Raw genomic sequence first — 25,500 nt, forward strand, 5'->3', positions numbered from 1 at the left:
TAAAAAGTTATTGTTTCGGCAATAACTTTTTTTTTAGCTAAAATAGGAGTACATTAGCCTCCGTCTTGCGCTCTTAGCTTAACTGGATAGAGCAGTTGCCTCCTAAGCGACCGACGTGGGTTCGAGTCCCGCAGAGCGCACAATTTCTGAGATATCCCTCCTCCCTGTATTTGTAATCCCCCATATATACCAATAAATATAAAGAAAGAACCTTTCACACTAAAAACCCATCAATTACAGTTTTTAACTTAGTTATTGTTTTTACAAAGATTACTGTTCAAAGACTATTTTTAAGAACAGTTAAATAGCGCTTTAAAATGTGCTAACCACCTACCTCTCAATGCAAAAAACGACACATAGTATGGTCCATAAGGCCAAAAAATCAATTTATGACTGCTCATATCAAAATTTTTTCAATTTTTTTCTAGGTTTAGAAAATAATGCGCTAAATGAAAATATTAAATAATAATCAAAATGTTATATATACTAATTAGTACTTTTACTCTAAAAATAGCAACTTTTAGCCATATTTTTCAATCTAGAGCATTTACTCTTATTTTAATTGTGCTATTTTTGTCACATGGAGTAACAATTAAGCCTAAGAGTATTAAGAAGTTTTCCATAACGAATATATGCAGTAACCATAAAAATCAAATTCGTATCTCAAGGAATGACGAAGAATGAAATTAAAAACTTTAGCTACAGCCATGATTCTTGCTTCAGTTCCAATGACAGGTGCTTTTGCAGCAGCACTAGATCGTTCAGGACAATCTATTTCTGCATTTTTACAACCAGGGAACTATTTTGAAGCAGGTATTTCGGTTTTAGATCCGAATGTTTCAGGGAAGATGAACAGCACTGCACCTGCTAGCAACCCAACATTAGGAGCTCTTGCTAATACATCACTAGATGACATGGCGGGTGATTACTATTTTCCACACGCAGCATTAAAATTACAGCTAACTGATAATTTTTCTTTTGGTTTACTATATGATCAACCTTTTGGTGCAGAAGCTAAATATAGTGCAACAGATCAAACACTACCAGTTGCAGGTAACCCTGGCGCATTCCAATTAATGGGCGAAACAACGGAAGTCGAAGTTAACACTCAAAATATCTCGATGATATTAGGTTTTCAACCGACTGAAAATTTCAACATATACGGCGGTGGTGTTTATCAAACAGTAAAAGGTGATGTTCAACTACGCGGTATTGCATATGGAGCAAACCAAGCTCTCGGTTTATATAATGCAAATATGAAAGAAGATAGTGCCGTTGGTTGGTTAGCAGGATTAGCGTACCAAGTCCCAGAAATTGCTTTAAAAGCATCTATTACTTACCGTTCTGAGATTGATCACGAAGCTGCAACCACTGAAACTGGAAGCAGTGCTCTACTAGGCGGTGCTTTTTCAACGCGTGCTGACACTAAGATCACCACACCGCAGTCTGTTAACCTTGATTTTCAAACTGGTATCATGGCCGACACTGTCGCATTTGCAAATGTACGTTGGGTAGATTGGTCAAATTTTGCAATTCGCCCAACCGCTTTTGGTAAAGCATCTGAAACATTAGGTGCCCTTGGTCGTGGTCCTGTTGGTGGATTTGACCTTGTTGCTTATTCTGACGATCAAATCAATGCCACAGTTGGTATAGGTCGTAAATTGAGTGAACAATGGGCTGGTAACGTTTCTGTAGGTTGGGATTCTGGTGCAGGCAACCCTGTATCAACACTTGGTCCTACTGAAGGCTACTGGAACGTTGGCTTAGGTTTACAATTCAGCCCAGCGCCTAACTACTTTATCGCAGGTGGTGTTAAATACTTCATGTTAGGTGATGCTGAAGCACAACCTGCATCAATGTTTGGTACAAATGAATCAGTAGCATCATTTGAAGATAACGATGCATGGGCTTACGGTCTAAAAATCGGTTACCGCTTCTAATTCTCGGTATCAGTAGATTGGAAATATATCCAATCTACTTTTGTAAAAATAATTTAATTCAAATGTTCATAGATTGAGCATTTGAATTTCTTAAGTTCAAAGATAAACATTAAGTTAAATACTCTATTTTTTTATTTATAAATCATAAACATAAATAACACCTTCTAGAATAATTACTCTAGCATTGCTTATTTTTTAACTTATACAGTTCATTTTTAGAGTAGCAACTCTTATTTACTGTTTTTCTATTTATGTTACTTTCCACACATTGAAATAACATCAAAAGTTACGAACAGGGAAAAGTATGCGCTTAAATCACCTTAGCTACGCAATTTTACTTACCGCTTTACCAACAGCATCATTATTTGCAGCGGGTCTAGATCGTTCAGGTCAGTCTATTTCAGCATTCTTACAACCTGGTAACTACGCAGAAGCTGGCATTTCTATTTTAGACCCAAAAGTAGAAGGTCAAGATTTACTGAAAAATAAAGTTGATGACATGGGTGAAGACTACTACTTCCCTTCAGCAGCAATTAAAGTACAAGCGACTGATAAAATTTCTTTAGGTTTGATCTATGATCAACCGTATGGTGCAGATGCAGCATACGACAGCAATTCACTTTTCTTCGGTTCAAACGGCACGGGTACAAGTGTTGAAGTTGATACACAAAACCTAACAGCGTTAATTGGTTACCAACCAACAGAGAACTGGAACTTCTATGCAGGTCCAGTATGGCAAACTGTTGAAGCAGATATCAAACTCCGTGGTTTAGCTTACCAAGGCCTTTCTGGTTATAACATCAAGATTGCTGAAGAAGAAGCATATGGTTGGTTAGCAGGTTTCGCCTACTCTATTCCAAAAATTGCTTTAAAAGCTTCTGTAACGTATCGTTCAGAAATTAAGCACAAAGCAACTGGTGAAGAAACTTATACGCTTTCATCTCCTATGACTGTTGCTCCTGGTGTTACTCTACCTACAGGTACTACGATCGGTTTAGCTGACGCTCGTGTTGATGCAATTACACCGCAATCTGTAAACGTAGATTTACAAACTGGTATTGCTGCAAACACTTTAGCTTTTGCTAACCTTCGCTGGGTTCATTGGGATCAATTTGCAGTAACACCGCAAGCATTATTCCAACGTTCAGGCGGCAACAATTTAATTGATTATTCTGACGATCAGTACTCAATCACTACAGGTATTTCTCGTAAGTTCAATGATAAATGGGCGGGTACTGCAGCTGTGGGTTATGACTCTGGTGCTGGCAACCCTATTACGACTTTAGGCCCTGTTGAAGGGAATTGGAATGTTGGTCTAGGTGGTCAATATAGTCCTGCTGAAAACTATTTCATCCAAGCAGGTGTTAAATACTTCTGGTTAGGTGATGCTACTGCTCAAACTGGTGGTAATCCAGTAGGTGAATTTGAAGATAACCATGCGCTTGGCTATGGTTTGAAAATAGGCTATCGCTTCTAAGTTGTTAGAACAGCTTTGCATTAAACAAGAAAGGGCGCATAAGCGCCCTTTTCTATAACCAGCTATACAGAATTAAGCTGGAATATCACGAACTGAAGCATTACGAATCGCTTCTTTTAATGCAGCATAGCCATGAATTGGTGGGAATTGTGGAAATTCTGCAATCACATTGTCAGGCGCATCAAATAAGAAACCCGCATCTGCTTCACCAAGCATCGTCGTATCGTTATAAGAATCACCTGCTGCAATCACCCGGAAGTTTAACCCATGCAATGCTTGAACGGCTTTACGCTTTTGATCAGGTTGACGAAGCTTATAAGCTGAGATCATACCATTTTCATCAGTTTCTAATTTGTGGCAGAAAATCGTTGGCCAACCAAGTTGCTGCATTAATGGATGTGCAAACTCATAGAAAGTATCTGAAAGAATAATCAATTGAAAATGAGTACGCACCCACTCTACAAACTCTTTTGCACCTTCAAATGGCCCCATATCTGCGATTACGTCTTGAATATCGTTTAAACCCAAACCGTGTTGTTTTAGGATATTTAAACGCTGAGTCATCAACACATCGTAATCTGGAATGTCACGAGTCGTTGCTTCAAGTTCTTTAATGCCTGTTTTTTTCGCAAAATTAATCCAAATTTCAGGTACTAAAACCCCTTCTAGATCTAAACAAACGACTTCCATGCACTCTACCCTCTGTTAAGTGAAAAAATTTTTTCAATATCATAGCGGAAGAATAAAAAAATGCATTGTTCTTTTTTAAATCTATTTTTTTCATAAGTATCTATTTTTTAGTGATAAGTGTGTTTTAGCATTTCCATTAAAATAGTTCTGAAATAAATTAATATAGGTTTTAACGTTCCAAGCCTATAGCCAGGACATTCATGACTACCATCCCTACTATTGACCTTGTCGATGCACTTGCATCTGAATATGCAGATAAATCACCTTCTGAGATTATGAAACTTGCGCTTAGCCAGCAAGGTGAAGTTGCGATTTCCTTTTCTGGTGCAGAAGATGTTGTACTGATTGATCTTGCATCAAACTTAGGGATTCCTTTTCGTGTATTTAGTTTAGATACCGGTCGCTTACACCCTGAAACTTACCAATTTTTAGATACTGTCCGTAAACATTATAAAATTGATATCGAAATCTGTTTCCCAGAAAGTGATGCGGTACAAAAACTAGTAACAGAAAAGGGCTTTTTTAGCTTCTATCAAGATGAACATAAAGAATGCTGTGGTATCCGCAAAGTACAACCTTTGCGTAAAAAACTAGCCACTTTAGATGGCTGGATCACTGGTCAACGTAAGGACCAAAGCCCTGGTACACGTAATGAAATTCCAGTGGTACAAGCTGACCCAGGTTTTTCAGGTGCGGGCAAGCAATTAATTAAATACAATCCTTTGGCAAACTGGTCTAGCGCTGATGTATGGAACTATATCCGTCTCATGGAAATTCCATATAATCCACTACACGAACGTGGCTTTATTTCGATAGGCTGTGAACCATGCACTCGACCTGTTTTACCGAATCAACATGAACGTGAAGGTCGCTGGTGGTGGGAAGATGCAACCCATAAAGAATGCGGCTTACACGCAGGCAACATGAAAAAATAAAGAGCACAAAACCACTGCATAGCAGTGGTTTTTTTCAACGCATCGATACACATAATTCCGTATCATTTCAACGTAAAAACGCTATACTGCAAATGACAATTTAATAATTCTAACAATGCTACTCATACATGAGCAGCTGTAGAAATTGCAGTGAGGCAATCAACGCTATGCGTCCATTACATCCTATTGATTTCATATTCTTAAATTTAGAGAAACGGCAACAACCGATGCACGTAGGTGGTCTATTTTTATTTCAGATCCCTGACAATGCACCAGATACTTTTATTCAAGATTTAGTCGCAGATATTCGTAATTCAAAATCCATTCCTATTCCTCCTTTTAACAATAAACTCAACGGCTTCTTTTGGGATGAAGACGAAGAGTTTGATTTAGATCATCACTTCCGCCATATCGCACTGCCGCATCCCGGTCGTATTCGTGAACTTTTGACTTATATTTCTCAAGAACACAGTGCGCTGATTGACCGTGCAAAACCGCTTTGGACTTGCCATATTATTGAAGGCATTGAAGGCAATCGTTTTGCCATGTACTTCAAAATCCACCACGCGATGGTCGATGGCATTGCAGGTATGCGTTTAGTTGAAAAATCACTTTCACATGACCCAGATGCTAAAAGTATCGTGCCGCCATGGTGTGTTGAGGGCCCCCGTGCAAAACGCCTGAAGCAGCCTAAAGTCAGTCGTATGAAAGGTTTGTTATCGACCATTAAGGGACAACTTGACTCAACTCCACGAGTTTTGTATGAACTATCACAAACTGTAATGAAAGATATGGGGCGTAACCCAGATTATGTATCTAGCTTCCAAGCGCCGAGTTCAATATTAAACCAACGGGTCAGTTCTTCACGTCGTTTCGCTGCTCAGTCTTTTGAATTTTCACGTTTGTCACATATTGCCAAGTCACTTAGTGTAACAATTAACGATATTGTGCTCGCAATTTGTTCAGGTGCATTACGTGAGTATTTAATTACACAAAATGCTTTACCTAAAAAGCCATTGATTGCCATGGTGCCTGCATCTGTTCGTACAGACGATTCAGATATGTCAAACCGTATTACCATGATTTTGGCAAATCTTGGTACCCATAAAGAAGATCCTCTAGAACGGTTGAAGATTGTGCGTCGTAGTGTGCTCAATGCCAAAGAACGCTTTAAGCGGATGAACTCAAATCAAATTTTAAACTACAGTGCTTTTGTCTACAGTGCAGCAGGTTTAAATATTGCATCTGGCTTTATGCCAAAACGTCAGGCCTTTAACTTGGTCATTTCGAATGTTCCCGGCCCACAAGAGCCGTTATATTGGAATGGTGCACGTTTAGAAGCGCTCTACCCAGCGTCCATAGTGTTAGATGGTCAAGCGCTTAATATCACTATGACTAGCTATTTAGATAAGCTTGAAGTGGGTCTAACTGCATGTCGTAATGCACTGCCAAAAATGCAAAATTTACTGTCGCATTTGGAAGAAGAAATTCAACGATTTGAAGCTATTGTGAATCAAGATTCCCCAAAGTTACAGGCGGTTAGCTAACCGCCTGCTTCACAACTTAGTATCAGTTCATCAGCAGATTGAACCATCCAAAAAATTAAAAACCCGTCTAAATTAAACAATGTAGATGGGTTTTTAGTATTTGAACTTTGATTAATTTTTTGGAGTAATTTATGTGTATAAGCTAAAATTTAGGTGAACAAATCCGTTGTTATTGTTTAATTATGACTTGTAGATACACACTGATAATTAAATTTATTTTCCATTATTTATAAAATTTTAGCGCATTAAATATTTTAGAATTGCGCGTTAGCGCTTTAACCCTCTGGATTACATTATTTATATTTCAATATTTAAGCTTTAATTGCTCGGCACTGTTTAAGTAACTGATGACAAGCAGAACGAATCATAGACGCTGTAATTTGAACCTCATTACCACGCTCATCCACGATATAACCTGAATGGATCGCTTTTGCTTCAACGACAGTTTTAAGACCACTTTTCATTACTGTTTTACTAACACCCATAATACACCTCTTTTTGCTAAGCCATTTTCAAGTTCATTACGGGAAAACGGCTTTGGCTATTTGATGTGTCTAGTATTCAAAATAACAGTTCAAAAGTAAAATCTCAGTTGTAACAAGTGTTTAACGATATTCTGTTACAATTTCAACTCAGAATGATATCGTATTGCTCTTGCGTATATAAATTTTCCACTTGGAACTTGATCACACGACTAATAAAGTGCTCTAAATCAGCTACCGCAGGTGCTTCAGCAGTTAACAATCGGTCAATCACCGACGGATGTGCCACCACAGTGAAACCACTTTGTGACTCATAAGCACGTGCATATCTCAAGATTTCACGGAAAATTTCATAGCAAACTGTTTCAGCCGTTTTCACATAACCACGCCCCTGACAGGTCGGGCAAGAATCACAAAGCAGATGCTCCAGAGATTCACGGGTGCGTTTACGTGTCATTTCCACCAAGCCCAGCTCAGACACTTGAGTGATCTTGGTTTTGGCATGATCGCGCTCGAGCATTTTCTCAAACTGGCTCATCACTTCTTCTCGATGATGTGCTTCTTGCATATCAATGAAGTCAATAATGATAATCCCGCCCAAGTTACGTAGTCGAAGCTGACGTGCAATGACCTGTGTGGCTTCCATATTGGTTTTAAACACAGTGTCTTCAAGTGAACGACCACCGACGTAGGAGCCAGTATTGACATCAATCGTGGTCATCGCTTCAGTTTGATCGATCATCAGATAACCGCCAGATTTAAGTGCTACACGTGTCTGTAAGGCTTTCTGAATATCTTCTTCGACATTGTACAAGTCAAAAATTGGACGCTCACCCGGATAATGCAGTAAGCGATTTTGCATACTCGGTACAAATTCTTGGACAAATTCTTGCAATTTGCCATGCACTTCGCGTGAGTCGACCTGAATTTTAGACGTATCTTCGTTGGCCAAATCACGGATGACGCGTTGCGGTAAAGGCAGCTCTTCAAAAATCAGAGAAGGTACGACAATACTGCGTTGTTTACGTTGAATATATTCCCACAGTTTTGCTAAATAAGCCATGTCCTGCGCAATTTCACATTCAGGAATACCTTCGGCGGCAGTACGAACGATGACTGAACCCGGTAAGTTGTGTTCCTTTTGAATGCGTTCAATCATGCTACGCAAGCGATCACGTTCTTCTTCAGACTCAATGCGCTGTGAAACACCGGTATGACTGCCATATGGCATTAAAACGAGGTAACGGGAAGGAATAGAAAGATCAGTCGATAGTCGTGCACCTTTGGTACCCAACATATCTTTCATGACTTGTACGGTGAGTACTTGCCCCGGTTGTAACAGCTCAAAAACGTTCGGAGTCGGTTGATTGCGCTGCCAGACCATATCATTGATATGTAAAAAAGCCGTTCTCGACAATCCAATATCAATAAAAGCAGCCTGCATACCCGGAAGCACACGAACAACTTTCCCTTTATAAATATTGCCCACTAACCCACGCTTCACGGTGCGTTCAACAAATAATTCATTGACCGTACCGTTTTGAATCAACGCCACCCGACATTCCATCGGTGTGACGTTAATCAACAACTCGTCAGACATATCAAAACTCAAAACATTATAAAAATTCTTGTGTTGCAGCAGTTAATTTAATGCCTTAACTGTCTGTAATAACTGTACGGTTTCATACAAAGGCAGCCCAACGACATTGCTGTAGCTCCCTTCAATACAAGGAATATAGCGCGCAGCAATTCCTTGAATGGCGTAGGCTCCCGCCTTGCCGATTGGTTCACCTGTTGCCCAGTAGCTTTCCATGTCAGCTAGACTCAGCGTTTGAAATTCAACCTGTGTACGCACTACTATACTGTATATTTGATCTTTTGTACTGACACAAACACCTGAAAACACATCATGTTTTCGTCCAGAGATCATTTCCCACATAGAAAAAGCATGTGCTTTCGACGCTGGTTTTCCTAAAATGTGCTCATCAACGCCTAAACTGGTATCGGCGGCAATAACAATAGCATCAGGGAATTGTTGTTGTACTGCGCAAGCTTTGGCACGTGCTAAACGCTCTACATAATCCGCTACAGGTTCTCCTTCCAACACGGACTCATCAATATCTGGACTGAAAATTTCAAATTCCAGACCTAATTGTTGCAATAGTTCGCGTCGTCGAGGAGAACTCGAAGCTAAAATTATATGCGCCATTTTCTCAGGAAGTAATACATGATTGGCCAAATGAGTAAGCTAGTAACAATTGGCTGCCAATGGCGAGCAAATGAAAACTGTGCCCCACCCATCACTTGAACAATCCACACAAACAGTAAATGCGCGAAAATTGCCATTGCAGCAATAATCCATAAATTACCAAATGTGAGGATACGACGTTCACGCGTCAAAAAGCGTGTCACAAATGCAATGACAACAAAACTCAGTGCATTCATGCCAAAAGGCGCATCAGTCAATAAGTCCGTAAAGAGACCTGTGGCAAATGCAAACCAAACACCGCACCATGTCGGCTGACAGAGTACCCAAAATAACATGATCATCATCATGAATAATGGGCGCCAACCCGATAGGTCATAAGAAAGCGGATACACCATCAGCACGGATGCCAAAATGATGGAAAAGATAATCGGAAATAATGGGTCGCGCTCTGTATGACGACTAAGCTTAGCGAGTGACATGCGGTTGCTCCATCGCTAAAGAATCGGAAAATAGCACAACCACATGATGACCACCTGCCAATTGGGCAGCAGGATTGATATCAATTTGGGCAAATTCACCGCTATTGTGACGACTGACTTTCGACACTGTACCCACCAAATAACCCGCTGGGAAATGTGCCCCTAGCCCTGAGCTATAGACTTTTTCACCGACTTTGATATTGGCACTGGTTGGCACGTATTCCATCTTAAGTCGACCTAAGTCACCTGTACCCGTAACGATTGCACGCATACCGGTATGCTCCATACGCACGGATAAAGAGTGCTCTTTGTCTGAGAGCAACATGACACGGCTACTATGCGGGTAAACATTGATAATTTGCCCCATAATGCCCTTGTCATCGAGTACAGTTTGTCCCACTTTAAGCTGACTGCTGGCTCCACGGTTAATCACAATAATATGACGTAAGGGATCAGCATCGGTACCAATGACTTCGGCAATCTCCATACGACCATCAATAATGAGTGGTGTATCGAGCAGTCCACGCAGTCGAGTATTTTCAGCAGAAAGTTCAGAAAGTTTCTGTAAACGGACTTGAGCCTGAATTAACTCTGCTTGCATCGCGGTATTTTCACGACGTAATTGAGCTTCAGACTTGGTTTGTTGATTCAGCCATTCTCGCGATAACACTGGATAGCTTGCTAGTGCATAAATTGGATTATATGCCGCATACAAGACGTCTCTGGCCGGTTGAATTACATGCGGCATGCGCCAATCAAAGAAAAGCACCACCAAGCATGTAATCACCGCAATGATAAATGAGCGAAAAGATGGCGGTTGTCTTGAAAACAGTTGCGTTTGCACCCGCCGAGTCCTTTTCTTAGCCTACAAATAACATGTCATGATTAGGGTTATCGAAGAATTCGAGAACCTTACCGCCACCACGTGTAACACATGATAGTGGATCTTCTGCAACCACGACAGGAAGACCTGTTTCTTTTGCAAGAAGCTTATCAAGATTGCGAAGTAATGCACCGCCACCAGTCAACACAATACCGCGTTCTGCGATGTCTGAAGACAACTCAGGTGGCGTTTGCTCTAGTGCAGATTTAACCGCAGACACAATGTTTTGTAGTGGATCAGAAATCGCTTGAGTCACTTCATCAGAAGTTACGGTAATCGCACGAGGTACACCTTCAGCCAAGTTACGACCACGGACTTCAATTTCCAAAGGTTTTGCACCTTCTTCTGGAAGCGCCATACCAACTTCTTTTTTGATGTTTTCTGCAGTGGTTTCACCAATCACACAACCATGTGCTTTACGCACGTAATTAATGATTTGTTCATCAAATACATCACCACCGATACGTAGTGAGTCTGCATAGACACAACCTTGAAGTGAAATGATCGCGATTTCAGTTGTACCACCACCAACATCGACAACCATCGAACCACAAGCTTGCTCAACAGGCATACCTGCACCAATTGCAGCAGCCATTGGCTCTTCAATTAAGCGAACTTCACGTGCACCTGCATTGTATACAGCTTCACGGATTGCACGGCGTTCCACCAACGTCGATTTACATGGCACACACACCACGACACGCGGTGCAGGTGGGAACAAACGTTTTTCGTGCACTTTGCCAATGAATTGATTCAACATCGTTTCAGTGACTTCAAAATCTGCAATCACACCATCTTTCATTGGGCGAATCGCAGAAATATTTGCAGGTGTACGACCTAGCATTTGCTTCGCGTCAAGACCTACTGCGGCAACGATTTTTTGTGAACCACTGTGGCGAATTGCCACCACCGTCGGTTCATTTAATATAATGCCTCGTCCTGGCGCATAGATAAGTGTATTTGCAGTGCCTAAATCAATGGCAAGATCCGGCGAAAACAAGCCAATTAGTCGTTTTAGAATCACGGGGACGTTCTCAGTTAAACTTTTATATGGACGCAAGGTGGCAACTTTAACTAAATGTGATGATTTGAACAAGTCAATCGCTTATTATAAGCCACGATATTTTGAATTTTTTTAATACTGATTAGGTAATGTTATGTCTACATCGGATGCACAGCATTCTGCAGATCTAAATGCACAAACAGTTTCAGCGATTGCCCATCTGGCTCGATTGTCGCTAGATGAAGCGCAATCTGCTGACTATGCTCAAAGTTTAAATAAAATTTTAGGCATGATGGAAACCCTGAAAGGCATCGATACTGACGGTGTTGAACCACTAAAAAGTCCATTCGACAATCCACAGCCCTTACGTGAAGACGTGGTATCTGAGACCAATCATCGCGAAGCATATCAAGCAGTTGCTCCTGCCGTACAGGATGGCTTGTACCTTGTTCCGCGTGTGATTGAATAATTTTTATTCAGATCAACATTTTTTCAAATTAAACGTAAAGAAATATTTCTCATGACAGATTTACATCACTTATCAATTCGTGAATTGTCTGAAGGTTTGGCTGGCGCTAAATTTTCTTCACGCGAATTGACTGAACACTATTTAAAACGCATTGAAAAAATCGATGCTCAAGTCAAGTCATACGTGACCGTGACAGCTGAACAAGCACTTGCGCAAGCAGATGCGGCTGATGCTGCAATTAAATCAGGCAATGCCACTGCGTTGACCGGTGTACCAATTGCACATAAAGATATTTTCTGTACCCAAGGCATTAAAACCACTGCTGGTTCTAAAATGCTGGACAATTTTATCTCTCCTTACGACGCGACCGTTGTAGCGAAAGGTAAAGCTGCGGGCCTTGTCACTTTAGGTAAAGTGAACATGGACGAATTCGCCATGGGTTCAACAAGTGAAAACTCATTCTACGGCGCAACGGCTAACCCTTGGAACTTAAATCATGTTCCAGGTGGTTCTTCAGGCGGTTCTGCTGCTGCGGTAGCGGCTGATCTTGCGCCGTTCGCAACAGGTACAGATACAGGCGGTTCAATCCGTCAACCTGCATCTTTCTGTGGTTTGACTGGTCTTAAACCAACTTACGGTCGTGTATCACGCTTCGGTATGATCGCGTATGCATCATCTTTAGACCAAGGCGGCCCAATGGCGCGTTCGGCTGAAGACTGTGCTTACCTGATGAACGTGATGGCAGGTCATGATGCGAAAGATTCAACTTCGGTTGAAAAAGACGTCGATAACTACGTGGCGAACCTCAACGGCACATCGGTAAAAGGATTACGCATTGGTATTCCGAAACAGTACTTTAATGTTGCTGGTTTAGATGCAGACGTGAAAGCACGCGTTGAAGAATCACTGAAAAAGTTAGAAGAAATGGGCGCAATCTTGGTTGAGATTGATTTGACCATGACTGATGCCTATGTTCCAACGTATTACCTGATTGCTCCTGCTGAAGCATCTTCAAACTTACAGCGTTTTGATGGTGTACGTTATGGTTACCGCTGTGAAAATCCTGTGGACTTAATGGACTTGTACAAACGTTCACGTTCTGAAGGTTTTGGTAAAGAAGTTCAGCAACGTATCCTGATTGGTACATACGCGCTTTCTGCGGGTTACTACGATGCTTATTATGTGAAAGCACAAAAAGTTCGTCGTTTAATCCAGCAAGATTTCTTAAAAGCATTTGAATCTGTAGATGTCATCGCTGCACCTTCTGCACCGACTACTGCATACCGCATCGGTGCAAACCTGTCTCCTGTTGAAATGTACTTGGGCGACATCTACACCATCGCGGTAAACCTTGCAGGTCTTCCTGCGATTAACGCGCCTGTTGGTTTTGACAAAGACAACTTGCCTGTTGGCTTACAGTTGATTGGTAACTACTGGTCAGAATCTCAATTGTTGTCTGTGGTGCATCAGTACCAACAAGCAACGGATTGGCATACACAACGCGCTGCGATTGCTGAGGAGAATGCATAATGGCTAAGAACGCTGCTAAACCAAAATCTAACCTGATTGATGGTTGGGAAGTGGTGATTGGTATTGAGATTCACACTCAGCTTGCGACCAATACCAAAATTTTCTCAGGTTCATCTACTACATTTGGTCAAGACCCTAACACTCAAGCGAGTCTTGTTGACCTTGCAATGCCGGGCGTATTGCCAGTACTGAACAAAGAAGTGGTCGATCTAGCAATTCGCTTTGGTTTGGGTATCGATGCTTATATCGACCAAGCGTCTGTATTTGCACGTAAAAACTATTTCTACCCTGACTCGCCAAAAGGCTACCAAATCAGCCAAATGGACAACCCGATTGTGGGCTTGGGTCATATCGACATTCAACTTGAAGATGGCACAGTAAAACGCATTGGCGTAACACGCGCGCACCTTGAGGAAGATGCAGGTAAATCAATCCATGACCAATTTGAAGGTCAATCTGGTATCGATTTAAACCGTGCAGGCACACCACTTCTAGAAATCGTATCTGAACCTGATATGCGTTCGGTTGAAGAAGCAGTTGCCTACATTAAAGCGATTCACACCCTTGTACGTTGGTTAGGTATTTCTGACGGTAACATGGCAGAAGGTTCGTTCCGTGCCGACTGTAACGTGTCACTGCGCCGTCCGGGTCAACCTTTCGGTACACGCTGCGAGTTGAAAAACCTCAACTCATTCCGCTTCATTGAACAAGCGATCAATGTAGAAATTGAACGTCAAATGGAAATCCTAGAATGGGATGGCACCATTGACCAAGAAACACGTTTATTCGACCCTGTGAAGATGGAAACACGTTCAATGCGTTCTAAAGAAGAAGCGAACGATTACCGCTACTTCCCTGATCCTGACTTGTTGCCTGTGATTATTGCAGATGCGCAAATTGAAGCGGCACGTGCTGCTTTACCTGAGCTTCCTGCTGCACGTCGTGCTCGTTTTGTCGCTGACTTTGGTGTGACTGAGTACGATGCTCACGTTTTAACACTGACTCGTGAAATGTCAGAGTTTTATGAAGATGTAGTGAAAGCTGCTGGCGGTGCTGCGCAAGGTAAAGTGTCTGCAAACTGGGTGATGGGTGAGTTCTCAGGTGCTTTAAACAAAGCCGGCTTAGATCTTCACGACTCTCCTGTTTCTGCTGAGAAATTGGGTGGCATGATTGCACGTATTGTGGACAACACCATTAGCGGTAAGATCGCGAAACAAGTGTTCGGCTTTATGTGGGAAGAAGGCAAAACTGCAGACGAAATTATTGCTGAAAAAGGCTTGAAACAGGAAACTGATACAGGCGCGATTGAAGCGATTATTAAAGAAGTGCTTACTGCCAATGAGAAGATGGTTGAAGAATATAAATCTGGTAAAGAGAAAGCCTTTAACGGTCTAGTTGGTCAAGTGATGAAAGCGTCACGTGGTAAGGCCAACCCTGCGCAAGTGAATGAATTGATGAAGAAATTGATTGGTTGATTTATTCCCTAATCAATTGATATCATGTTATAAAACCTCGCTTAATGCGGGGTTTTTTATGGATTTCAACAAATTAAAATTAGATAAAAAAAGAAGTATTGAAGAATACTTTAATTTCTTTATTGCAAATTGCTTAGACATAGAAACAGCAATGAATGGGATCAATGATGGAAACGCTGTATTTATTGGTGATATCGATTTTGGTTTCTCTCCAGAAATAAACAGGTCTTGGCGAGATTTCTTGATCAATATTCTAAAAGCAAAAAAATTAATAAATTATGTTTCATACAAAACTATCGATAAAGAAACCAAAAAATTATTCAAAGAATACTTATTAAATAACAAAATAAATTTATATGAAAAATTTCAACAAACTATGTCTTATCTTGAAGAATATAAAACAGAAATAAAATTTCATTACTTCTATGTAAATGGATTTAAATCATCCCAAATATATCAATTTGAAAATATTAAAATTGGAAATTTTGAAGGAATCTGCCCTCTAACCAATATATCTTTTTCTGAAAAAATTAGATCCAATTTTGAAGAAATACATAAATATAAGTTAAAAAATAATAGTTTCAATTCTATTGATGAGTACAATAAAAAAGATTTAGAAAAATTAATTAGTTCTTTAGAAGGAAATACTGTTTTAGAAATATCCAATTTTGGTGACGATGAAAGTTCATTAAACCAAAGCATTCATGATGCCGAATCATTTATTAATGAATTGATTTTTTTAGCAAAAAATAGCACTAATCTAGATTTTAATATTAGTTTAGATTCAAAAAAACAGGAGAATACTTTCCCATTGATAGTAAATTACGATAACTCTAGATTAAGTTCCTCATCTGAAAAATTTGAACATCTTGTTGTCCTAGATCTTAATAAAAAAACAAATTCATCCATTCAAATTGGAGAAATTTTTAAAGATTTGAACTTCCCTTTACACTCAAAAAATAATGACAATAAATTAATTGAAAAACTTAAAATAGCTATAAATTGGTATTCTTCATCAATAAAATCTCAAAACCATAGAGAAAGCTTTCTATTTTGTGCAATAGGAATGGAAGCATTATTAACAAATGGTAGAGATTCAATAACTAAAACTTTATCTGAGAATACAGCTTTTCTTATTGCAAGCAAAGATATAAAAAGCTGAAAGTACATCTATAACAAAATGTCTTATTTATACGCTCAAAGAAGTGGAATTGCCCATGGAGGAAATGCAAATATTGAATTAAAAGATTTAAATCAATTACGTTATTATTTATCAGTCTGCATTACTTCTATCATAAAGTTGATCCAAAAAAATATAATTAATAGTGATATTGAACTATATCAATATCTAGAAGATGTAAAATTTGGATAATTATTAGTAAATATCAAAAAAGTATCCTCCATCGCCTAACTCAAGGACTTAAGATGCATTCAACTTTCAAGGTCCTTCTTTATACGTTATTTCTGCCCCTCACCCCAACCCTCTCCCTGAGGGAGAGGGAGCGGTCATGTAATTATTTTGATACGTGGTGTTCCCTCTCCTTTTTTAAAGGAGAGGGCTAGGGAGAGGATTATTAAAAGCGTACCTCTTCTGAGCAAGTTTTAAAGCACTGCTTTAAAACGAAGAACATGTAAGGACTAGGGAGAAGTAAATATTTAATTCTTTAATTTACAATAATCTAATTCATTATCTGCAGATAATGATCTTATGGGTTTCACTTCTTTTCGAGTTCCATTTATCAAGATTTGATTAACTTTTAATTGACAGAAATCATCCAAGCCTTGATCTAATATTTCATAATTTTTCTTTGATTTTAAAATGTAAACTACATGTTCATTACACGATTCTCTCATACCATCTCTCAAACGATATTTTCGAAGACCAAATACTATCTCTTTTTTTGCAGGCAATGTGAACTCTAAAAACTGAACACCATTAGGTTTAAAGCGCATCCCAAGACTTTTTGCTCCTAATTTAGGTGGCTCAGCATCAAAAGGATTAAAATTCTTAGTGAACATAGGCGATAACTTATTACGTAAAACTTGTCGGTAAAGACAATTTCCCTCTTCAAAACTTAATTCGAAATTAATTTTATTTTGTACTCTTAGATAACTAAAAGGTTTCCCCTCAAAATCTTTGTAATCTTTAGAAAATTGTATTCTTGGAGCAGACCAACTGCTTTCTGTTATTAATAATAGTATTAAAGTTAAATTTGCTTTCATGATCTATTTTTTCATCTGTAATATTTTTATTTTAATCAACTTTTACTATCTTACAAATGTGGCTAATTTTTTTCGAGAAAACACTGTCCTATTTTTCGCTCTGTAATCCATAAACACCACCTGCCTATAATTCAACCATGATTTAAAAAACTAAATGTAATACGCACAAGAAAATGAAATCAATCATCTTAGCAGCACACCAATACGGCCAACCCGAAGTGCTCGAATTTGCAAATTACGAACTGCCACCCTTAGCCGCAGGCATGGCACGTATTCACGTCAAAGCCTCAGGGATCAACCCGATTGATGCACGCCGCATGACAGGCGAATTTAAACATGCAGCCCTACCGCAAACCTTTGGTACAGAATACGCAGGCATCATTGCAGAAGTAGACAGCTCTCAAAATGAATGGACTGTAGGCGATGAAGTCCTCGGTTCAGGCGGTGCTTTTACCCATGCAACCGTGATTGATGTACCACTAGAAAATTTAATCCGCAAGCCAAAAAATATCGATTGGCCTATTGCTGGAACAATTGCAGGCGCAGCACAAACAGCCATGACCATTTTAGATGAAATGGGCCCTGCTCAATCTTTACTGGTACATGGCGGCTCAGGCGGTGTCGGCTCTATTGTGGTACAGCTCGCAGTAGAAAAAGGCATTGAGGTTGTCGCAACGGCATCAGCAGCCAATCAAGACTATATTCGCAAACTAGGCGCTACACCTGTCACTTATGGAGAAGGTTTAGTTGAACGTCTAAAAGCAGTGCATCCAACACCTTTTGATGTCTCTATTGATATGATCGGCTCGGAAGAAGCAACTCAAACCTCTCTTGCTGTGGTCAAAGTTGGCGGATTTATGGGAAGTATTGCTGGTAGAAAATTATCTTCAAATAAAATTCAGCCAGTATGGGTTAAACGTAACACTAAAAACTTACAACATATCGTCGATGGAATTGCTGAAGGTCGTTTCACATGGACAGTCAGCCGTGAATATGAATTTAAGAATGCGCAGCAAGCCTATAGTGATATTTTAGAAGGTCATACCAAAGGTAAAAGTGTTTTGGTTTTTGAATAACTCACTGTTTTAAATTTAGATTCAGCCAAAGCGTTTTGATCATCATTAGCCTGAGCAAATCGTTAAATTTTGCTTAGGCTTTTTTATGTTTGAATTGCAATTTTTCAATATAATTAGTCTGCACTAAAGGCTACAATGTACGTTAAATTTAATAAAAATTTAAATCATGCATAAGATAATTAAACATATGATTAAACACATAATAGCCCTGTCCTTACTCAGTCTTTGCTTAAGTATAGCCCAAGCGGCTAAACCTGAAGTTTTTGAACCTAGCTTCCCTCAATTTTGGGACAGTGCTGCCAACCGTAAAAACACTAATCAGTTCTATGCACTGGGACAAGCCACCTTTAACAACAATGTGAAAGTACCTATGTATGGCGTCACCGTTGAAAATCCGATGGAGGATGGACTACTTAAAGACGCAAAGGCCTGTGGCAAAAATGATTGCATCTATAAATTTACCTTAACGCCGCAACAAGCTAGTCAACTCAAATTAATTGTGCTACCGAGTATCGGCTTAACTTTAGTGCCAAAATCATGGAATAACATACAAGCTACTGCAGGAGCGAATGGTACTGGCTCTGTGGTGATTATGAATCCGCAGGGAAATGAGGCAATTGATTTATACAATTCATCGGCATGTGTAGGCTGTGGTCTGCCCTATGCCACTCTTTATTTTCCACATATTCTGAAAGAAAGTATAGAAAGTGAATTTGGTGGCTATGTCGATCCGCATAAAAAAATAAATCTCGTACATCCATCCAAAACCACCGCGTTTTTTAGCTATCAAATCCCCAAATTCGGTGCAAAAACCCATGGCATTGCTAAATACTATGATGAAGATACCTTTAATAAAGTATCGAAGTGACACTAAATGCAGAACATCAGGATTTAGCACGTCCAATCTTGAATTTTTATAACGCGATGCATTAAAAAGTAAGATGAGTGCACTCTCGATTGGTTTATCAATATTAGGCATCCTCTTTGTTGTGTGGATGTATGCCCTCGTTTTCAGTGAGAAAATACCCTCATTAAACTTTAGCAAATTACAATCTCTTTGGATTGAGGGTTGGCAGCGCTTTAAGCGGCAACCATTTTATTTGATGTGCTATGCACCCTTTCGTCTATTGAAATGGCTTCTATATCAACTCAGATCATTATCACTTAAGCTTTTAAAGTTTTTGATAAACGTGATTATAGAAATCATTTTTAATTTTATATTACGTGGAATTTGGTTCGTCTTTAAAAGTTTATTTCTTGCTATTTTCCATATTTTCGATTGAAAATATTTCAGTTAATACTAAATATAAGGTCTAAATCTGTAGATATTATTTTTTCTGCATCTGCTCAAGTCGTTTCAATATATAGCTGAGTCAAGGCGTATTTTCATTCTGCATATACAACACATCATTGGAAGCCATACAGGACAAAGCAGACAATACTGATTAAATGATTTTAATATTCCATCAATCATTTATAGATACAGACACAATCTGCTTATTATACAACCCTGAACTTAACATTTTGCTTGATGGTAATGTTCATCCACAAATTAGCCATAATCAATATTTAAGACTAAACATTAACGAACGATACCCAATTTATTCCAAATTTCTGGGGTTAAAAATTTAGTCACCAATTTATTCAAATCGACATAACGCAGTACGCCTTGTAGTTGTTGTTTAATTTCAGGCGTCTTTAAAATTTCATCCCCAGTAATACTACCAAGCTCTTGAAAACTTTCGCCTACAGCCTGTAGACCGTCGGCTTTAATTACGGCCTGCGTTTGCGTAGAACATTGCTCCACCAAGATTCGCTGCATCACTTGAGCCAGATTTTTATCGAGTTGTGTTTTTTGCGCATCGCTGACATTACTGTATTGTTTTAAATCTGGATGCGCTGCCAAGGCAGAAAAGGTCCATTGCAAAACCGTGGTTTTATCTGCGGCAGTGGTCGATTTCACTAAACATTGACTGAGCTGATCGACCGTCGGACTCGCTAAACTCACCTGAGTCGACCCGAGCATGATGAGCGTCAATACAGCTAAACCTGCACGTCGTGAAAAACGTAGATGTAATTTTTTAGATAAACCGTAAGCCATAGACCAAACTCCCAAAACTTGAGTCACCTTTGTATCATGAAGTGCTGTATTTGCTGTTTGGTCTATGTAACTCAACTATTCATTTTTGCTAGTCGGTGCATAGATGAGAGGATGAATCGTTGGCCTTCTATTCCAATACCAGTAAAAATGTCCGTGGGTATCGAGCAAACTATGGGTGGTCAATGTCGATTTATTGCTATCACCTCGCCAACATGCAAGTGCTGCATTACGGTTATTATGTAGGTCAATAAACTCGGGATTTAAATATTTTGGTTTCGCAGGAATGTATAAAGCATCTCCCGGATTGACCCATAAATCTGCCAAGTAAATCTTGCCTAGATTTGGAAAATAGCGCCCTACTGAGATGACCAGTGGCAATTGATCCTGATCGGTCGCGCTAAAAATATGCGGAAAGTCATGATGTTCTAAATCAGTAATGACAAATGGCGTTAAAGTTTTACAGCCATTTAAATTTGATGTTGCATTTTCATAAGGCAAATAATGCCCTGCCATCATGCCGTATTCATAATGAATTTCTGACAGTCGTTTTTGATTTGAATGAATCTGAATCGCTTCACCTTCATGGACTAGGGTGATACCAAAAGCTGCCGCGGTTTCTTTGGTTGCCACCAATGGCATAAACTCGAAGTGTTGCCCTTCAAAATCAAGCTCCGTTTGCTCCCCCCAATTGGTAATTTTAGTCGAAATTTCAGAAGGAACCTCGTAGCCATTTCCCATCGTCATTTTCGCATTGGTGGCCGACTCGGTAATTAAATGAATCCCTGACCCAAGTGATGCTAAATATGTTGGATGCCCACGATCATTCAAAAAGAACGGTGTTTGCTCGATATTGACTGTAATTTCTGTCAATTCTCGGTCAAATAATGGTGTATTAAAATAATTTTCATTTACTGAACTCATGGTTTTTCCTTATTATTTTTTAAAATTTTATCTGAGTACATCATTGGATCAGGATAAAAGCGTATTTCCCCAAATGGCTTTTATCCTGTTGAAGTTTATTTCATACGATTCAACATATTTTTTGCCCCTGCGTGGTTATAGTTGGTCGCTAAGTTTTGTAGGATGCCTTTTGCTCTTGCATTGGCGTTTGGATAACTTTTGCTATATGCAGGCACTGACGTTAAGCATTTTGCAACGAGCATACCTGATTCAGCATAGGCTCTATTGGCATTTGCACCATTTAATTTGCCATAGCTATAAGCGCGCTGTGCATTATTACAAGCGATGACTTGGTTTTTTCCGGCATTCAGGTCGCGTCGAGCATTCACATATAAACGCATTTGTATCTGCTGCGATGTTTCTGCAACTGGCTTCGCTGTTGGTTTATTTTCAGGCTCTTTGGCTTTGGTTTCTTTTTTAGTCTCTACTTCTTTTTTTGCTTCATCTTTCGCATTGTTTTTTATTGTCGTTGCTTTGGCTTTTCTTGGTGTGGCTTTTTTAGCTACAGTTTCTTCTTGTTTATTATAGTTTTTGCGACGTTCTTCGGGTCCAATGATTGCTGTATACAAACTGACTAAGCGGGTTTCAGAACGGTCATTTAATTTACGCTCTGAAACGGGTTCAATAGCAACCATCCAGCGCTGTCCATCTGCCTGACTACACTGAAATACACCTGTACCCTGTTTTATGCTGCTATAGGTCGCTAATAATTTACGACTCCATGCATTTTTGACTTGGTTCAAATTGCTTTTATTCAGTTGAATAAATTTGCCATTTTTGGCTTGGCAGTAACTGCTCATATTTTGCTTAGGTATGAGCGATTCTACCTCCACATTTTTCTTTTGTGGTCCCCAATCATAGACGTATTCTTTCGCCTTTCCATTTGAGCTATTTAGCTCTTTTTGATTGATCACTTCTTGTGGTGAAGCATAATGATTAAATGAATTTGGGTTTAAACTCTGCATGGTTGTACAACCATGTAATGCAAATCCAATACTCCCCACCCATAAAATTGCCTTTAAATTCACAGCAAAAATCTCAAAAAATTCACCCTTAAAAAATAGCGTAATTTAGTGCCTTCCACAATTTTATAATCTTGATTTTATTTATTATTTTTATAATTTTAATCACTAAAATCGCATACGTTTGAGATGTATACACATGTTGTTCATTTTAATTTGATGAGTTTCACATTTTATTTTGATCTAGCGGTGTTTATGAAGAAAATAAAAAAAAGCCTCCGAGGAGGCTCTTTTCTGATTGCTTAAATTCTATTTTAATAGAATATAAGTTGATTACTATCTAAAAGATCTTGCAGAGTAACATCAGTATTTTTCAAAATTACAAGACCTGTGTAATTACTTACACCAAATGTAGGTCCATCTAAATCAATACTTACTTTTACATCAGTACCAGATTGTTCAACTTGAATAAAGCCTCCAATATTTGCATCAGTTAGTGCAGTACTTGTATCACTGAATAAACCACGCAAATCCAACACGTCGCCTTCATTAAAATTATAATCCGCCCATGTATCATTGCCTAACAGGCTAGTATTACCACCAGCAGTTCCAGTTGACAACAAGTCATAAATTACAGTATCGGCGCCAGTACCTGTATTAAAGGTATCATCACCACTGGTACTATATTGAACTACTCCAGAATTATTCAATACTGGATTAATTGTAATAGAAGCACTATCAGTTGCACCTGTTGGGCTAATCAATGTGTAATTAATTACATCAGCAGACAAATTAGTCGTATCACCAGCTGCTTTTGCAGTATAGGTATAATCACCATTCCCTTTAACTTCAAAGTAACCTTTAGCTGTTTCATATGTAGTTGATTCATTGTAGCCAATAGTTACCCCTCCAACTAGAAGTTTAGTAAATGTTGTATCCAATGTATCTGTAGCTACACCATTATCAGCATAAATATTACCCGTAATGATCACTTGTGATGTACTGTCTGTATGCTCTCCATTGTATGTATAGGATGTCCCATCCAATACTGCAGTTACCTGAGATGCTGATGTAGCGGCCCCAAGTATATTTCCTGCAGCTTTAGTCACAGTGTAAGTTAACTCATAATTTCCAGCCGCTAAACTGCTCAAATCAATTGAGAATAAGTTACTGGCCGAAATGGTAGAGAGTGTTGCCGTTTTCACTACAGTATAAACATTAGAAGTGTTTGTACCTTGTGCACCAGAAATAGCTATTGCAACTCCATCCAATTTCAAACTATAGGTAATAGTAGTGGTTGCTGCCGAGGTCGCTAAAGCATTAGATAAACCTAAAGTACCTTTATTTACATCTCCTAGAGTAAATTGAATTGTGCCCGAATCACTTTGTGTAGCTGTGCTTGAGGCTACAGTCGAAACATCTGTTTGCTCATGTTCTTTGAACAAAACATTCTTCGCAACATTTACATCTAAATCGAATATGTCATTTTCAGCTGCCACAACACCAGTCACATCGTTACTACCAATATTGATAGTCAGCTGAGCTGTGTTATTGGTCGCATTAGTATCTGCTGGATCAGCAATTGTGTATTCAAAGACCTCTGTTTTACCCAAACTTTCAATTTTTGGATTTGCAGTATAAGTATAGGTACCATCTGCCTTAATATTTAATGTTCCGTATAAGCCCTGAATATTTACTCCATCAGTATCAACAGGTATCGCTACCCCACCAACTAGTTTGATCGTACTTACAACAGTATCCGCTAATACATTATCTGCTGTCGCACCGCCATCACCAGTGAGGACGTTACCTGTCGCTGTATCACTTGAGATCCCCAAATCTGTATCCGTTCCACTGATTGTCACACTTGGGAAAATACTTAATCCTACAGCACTATTAATTCCTAGATTAACACGGTATTGACCTTCCGGAAGATCCGTAACCGTACCAACTAAATTATTACCTAATAAGTTTAAGTTAATTAATGAATACTCGTCTTGAGTATTCCCAACTGCTACCCACTCATTATTTTCATACTTCTGAAGGACAATACTAAGTTGTTGACCCACACCTAAATTAATTCCACTGCTTACAGTAAAAGTTAAATTTTGCGTGTGGCCTTCTTCAACTGTAAATTGTGTTAAGGGACTACCAAGATTTAAATTAGCTCCGAGTAAGCCAACCACAGCAAATGCAACGTTAGAAGTTGGTGTGATATTCGTTGTGATTGGTAGATGTTCAAGATTTATATTTGCATCTACTTCATCATTAACTGCAATTGCATCGTTCACCGTCGGTAACACGATATCTGTCAATGCATCTAGACGATCTTGGAATTTACCAGCTGCGGTTGGATATTCAGTTTCAATCGCATCGACCGCTGCTTGTGCATCTGCTTTGGCTTGTTGTGCATCCGCCAAGTTTTGAGTCAACGTAGCCAATTCACTTGGCGTGATCAAGTTGTCCGATTCAGCTGCAGCCAGTGCATCTGCTGCATCTTGATAGGCTTGTTCTGCATCAGCAACTAAATCTTCTACGCCTGCGAGATCCGTTGCATCATCAATGCCATTGCCGTTTTCATCGTTCACCGTCGGTAACACGATATCTGTCAATGCATCTAGACGATCTTGGAATTTACCAGCTGCGGTTGGATATTCAGTTTCAATCGCATCGACCGCTGCTTGTGCATCTGCTTTGGCTTGTTGTGCATCCGCCAAGTTTTGAGTCAACGTAGCCAATTCACTTGGCGTGATCAAGTTGTCCGATTCAGCTGCAGCCAGTGCATCTGCTGCATCTTGATAGGCTTGTTCTGCATCAGCAACTAAATCTTCTACGCCTGCGAGATCCGTTGCATCATCAATGCCATTGCCGTTTTCATCGTTCACCGTCGGTAACACGATATCTGTCAATGCATCTAGACGATCTTGCAATGCATCTTTGGCATCTTGCACGGCTGCTGGTGCAGACGGTAAAGCATCGACTGCATCTTGCGCTGCGTCTTTGGCGTCTTGTGCCGCTTTGAGGGCTTCTTCAAGTTCAGCTTTTTCGGTTGGGGTGAT

21 protein-coding genes, 1 tRNA gene and 1 pseudogene are annotated in these 25,500 nt (G+C 39.5%); 11 read left to right on the forward strand and 12 right to left on the reverse strand.

The annotated features are described in order from the left end of the window. Positions 1 to 67: 67 nt before the first annotated feature. From FTU75_RS06420 to FTU75_RS06430, 3 genes are all read left to right on the forward strand, one after another. Positions 68 to 140, forward strand: a tRNA-Arg gene (locus FTU75_RS06420). 540 nt (positions 141 to 680) lie between these two features. Continuing rightward, the gene (locus FTU75_RS06425; protein WP_180115424.1) at positions 681 to 1,940 is read left to right on the forward strand and encodes an OmpP1/FadL family transporter; all 1,260 of its coding nucleotides are present in this window, start codon (positions 681 to 683) and stop codon (positions 1,938 to 1,940) included. A gap of 304 nt (positions 1,941 to 2,244) precedes the next feature. Then, positions 2,245 to 3,417: an OmpP1/FadL family transporter gene (locus FTU75_RS06430; RefSeq protein ID WP_180115425.1), complete on the forward strand. Its 1,173-nt coding sequence runs from the start codon at positions 2,245 to 2,247 to the stop codon at positions 3,415 to 3,417. Positions 3,418 to 3,489: 72 nt separating this feature from the next. Here the strand turns inward: FTU75_RS06430 and thrH are convergent, their stop codons facing one another. Next, positions 3,490 to 4,107, reverse strand: coding sequence for a bifunctional phosphoserine phosphatase/homoserine phosphotransferase ThrH (gene thrH, locus FTU75_RS06435; protein WP_078189978.1), 618 nt, complete (start codon positions 4,105 to 4,107; stop codon positions 3,490 to 3,492). A 200-nt stretch (positions 4,108 to 4,307) separates the two neighbouring features. On the opposite strand from thrH, the gene FTU75_RS06440 reads away from it, so the two are divergent. Further along, positions 4,308 to 5,042 (forward strand): phosphoadenylyl-sulfate reductase, encoded by a 735-nt coding sequence (locus FTU75_RS06440; protein ID WP_180108050.1) that lies wholly within the window; start codon positions 4,308 to 4,310, stop codon positions 5,040 to 5,042. 167 nt (positions 5,043 to 5,209) lie between these two features. Further along, positions 5,210 to 6,589: a wax ester/triacylglycerol synthase family O-acyltransferase gene (locus FTU75_RS06445; RefSeq protein WP_180115426.1), complete on the forward strand. Its 1,380-nt coding sequence runs from the start codon at positions 5,210 to 5,212 to the stop codon at positions 6,587 to 6,589. Positions 6,590 to 6,900: 311 nt separating this feature from the next. Here the strand turns inward: FTU75_RS06445 and FTU75_RS06450 are convergent, their stop codons facing one another. The 6 genes from FTU75_RS06450 to FTU75_RS06475 all read right to left on the reverse strand — a co-directional run bounded on the left by FTU75_RS06450 (position 6,901) and on the right by FTU75_RS06475 (position 11,666). After that, positions 6,901 to 7,074: a PA1571 family protein gene (locus tag FTU75_RS06450; RefSeq protein ID WP_168379036.1), complete on the reverse strand. Its 174-nt coding sequence runs from the start codon at positions 7,072 to 7,074 to the stop codon at positions 6,901 to 6,903. Positions 7,075 to 7,216: 142 nt separating this feature from the next. Further along, entirely contained in the window at positions 7,217 to 8,671 is a 1,455-nt protein-coding gene (gene rng, locus FTU75_RS06455) for a ribonuclease G (protein ID WP_078189981.1), read from the reverse strand. 42 nt (positions 8,672 to 8,713) lie between these two features. Then, positions 8,714 to 9,280: a Maf-like protein gene (locus tag FTU75_RS06460; RefSeq protein ID WP_180115427.1), complete on the reverse strand. Its 567-nt coding sequence runs from the start codon at positions 9,278 to 9,280 to the stop codon at positions 8,714 to 8,716. Continuing rightward, positions 9,268 to 9,759 (reverse strand): rod shape-determining protein MreD, encoded by a 492-nt coding sequence (mreD, locus tag FTU75_RS06465; RefSeq protein WP_168379038.1) that lies wholly within the window; start codon positions 9,757 to 9,759, stop codon positions 9,268 to 9,270. The genes FTU75_RS06460 and mreD overlap by 13 nt, the downstream gene beginning before the upstream one ends. Next, on the reverse strand, positions 9,746 to 10,603 hold the full coding sequence (gene mreC / locus FTU75_RS06470; protein ID WP_078189984.1) for a rod shape-determining protein MreC: 858 nt from the start codon (positions 10,601 to 10,603) through the stop codon (positions 9,746 to 9,748). Before mreC ends, mreD begins: the two co-directional genes overlap by 14 nt. A 16-nt stretch (positions 10,604 to 10,619) precedes the next feature. Further along, positions 10,620 to 11,666 (reverse strand): rod shape-determining protein, encoded by a 1,047-nt coding sequence (locus FTU75_RS06475; protein ID WP_078193300.1) that lies wholly within the window; start codon positions 11,664 to 11,666, stop codon positions 10,620 to 10,622. A 133-nt stretch (positions 11,667 to 11,799) separates the two neighbouring features. On the opposite strand from FTU75_RS06475, the gene gatC reads away from it, so the two are divergent. The 4 genes from gatC to FTU75_RS06500 are packed head-to-tail and all read left to right on the forward strand — an operon-like array spanning position 11,800 to position 16,281. Then, on the forward strand, positions 11,800 to 12,114 hold the full coding sequence (gene gatC, locus FTU75_RS06480) for an Asp-tRNA(Asn)/Glu-tRNA(Gln) amidotransferase subunit GatC (protein ID WP_078189985.1): 315 nt from the start codon (positions 11,800 to 11,802) through the stop codon (positions 12,112 to 12,114). Between the two features lie 51 nt (positions 12,115 to 12,165). Next, positions 12,166 to 13,644, forward strand: coding sequence for an Asp-tRNA(Asn)/Glu-tRNA(Gln) amidotransferase subunit GatA (gene gatA / locus FTU75_RS06485; RefSeq protein ID WP_180115428.1), 1,479 nt, complete (start codon positions 12,166 to 12,168; stop codon positions 13,642 to 13,644). After that, entirely contained in the window at positions 13,644 to 15,119 is a 1,476-nt protein-coding gene (gatB, locus tag FTU75_RS06490) for an Asp-tRNA(Asn)/Glu-tRNA(Gln) amidotransferase subunit GatB (protein WP_180115429.1), read from the forward strand. The genes gatA and gatB overlap by 1 nt, the downstream gene beginning before the upstream one ends. Positions 15,120 to 15,177: 58 nt before the next feature. Further along, a complete protein-coding gene (locus FTU75_RS06500) occupies positions 15,178 to 16,281 on the forward strand; it encodes a hypothetical protein (RefSeq protein ID WP_257223723.1) in 1,104 nt (367 codons plus the stop codon). Between the two features lie 494 nt (positions 16,282 to 16,775). Here the strand turns inward: FTU75_RS06500 and FTU75_RS06505 are convergent, their stop codons facing one another. Continuing rightward, positions 16,776 to 17,342, reverse strand: a complete 567-nt coding sequence (locus FTU75_RS06505; RefSeq protein ID WP_180115431.1) for a hypothetical protein — start codon at positions 17,340 to 17,342, stop codon at positions 16,776 to 16,778. Positions 17,343 to 17,515: 173 nt separating this feature from the next. Here FTU75_RS06505 and FTU75_RS06510 point away from each other — a divergent pair, with 173 nt between their 5' ends. Both FTU75_RS06510 and FTU75_RS06515 read left to right on the forward strand, forming a co-directional pair. Continuing rightward, entirely contained in the window at positions 17,516 to 18,418 is a 903-nt protein-coding gene (locus FTU75_RS06510) for an NADP-dependent oxidoreductase (protein WP_180115432.1), read from the forward strand. 187 nt (positions 18,419 to 18,605) lie between these two features. Continuing rightward, a pseudogene (locus FTU75_RS06515) lies at positions 18,606 to 19,351 on the forward strand (DUF4850 domain-containing protein). A gap of 649 nt (positions 19,352 to 20,000) precedes the next feature. Here the strand turns inward: FTU75_RS06515 and FTU75_RS06520 are convergent. From FTU75_RS06520 to FTU75_RS06535, 4 genes are all read right to left on the reverse strand, one after another. Further along, entirely contained in the window at positions 20,001 to 20,444 is a 444-nt protein-coding gene (locus tag FTU75_RS06520) for a hypothetical protein (protein ID WP_257223729.1), read from the reverse strand. A 150-nt stretch (positions 20,445 to 20,594) separates the two neighbouring features. Next, on the reverse strand, positions 20,595 to 21,440 hold the full coding sequence (locus FTU75_RS06525) for a hypothetical protein (RefSeq protein ID WP_180115434.1): 846 nt from the start codon (positions 21,438 to 21,440) through the stop codon (positions 20,595 to 20,597). A 95-nt stretch (positions 21,441 to 21,535) separates the two neighbouring features. Continuing rightward, positions 21,536 to 22,507 carry a hypothetical protein gene (locus FTU75_RS06530; RefSeq protein WP_180115435.1) on the reverse strand — a complete coding sequence of 324 codons (972 nt, stop codon included), beginning with the start codon at positions 22,505 to 22,507 and terminating at the stop codon, positions 21,536 to 21,538. Positions 22,508 to 22,755: 248 nt separating this feature from the next. After that, on the reverse strand, positions 22,756 to 25,500 hold a 2,745-nt coding region (locus FTU75_RS06535; protein WP_180115436.1), incomplete at its 5' end, for a BapA/Bap/LapF family large adhesin.

It is taken from the genome of Acinetobacter sp. YH12140, from assembly GCF_013418475.1.
Classification (GTDB): domain Bacteria; phylum Pseudomonadota; class Gammaproteobacteria; order Pseudomonadales; family Moraxellaceae; genus Acinetobacter; species Acinetobacter amyesii.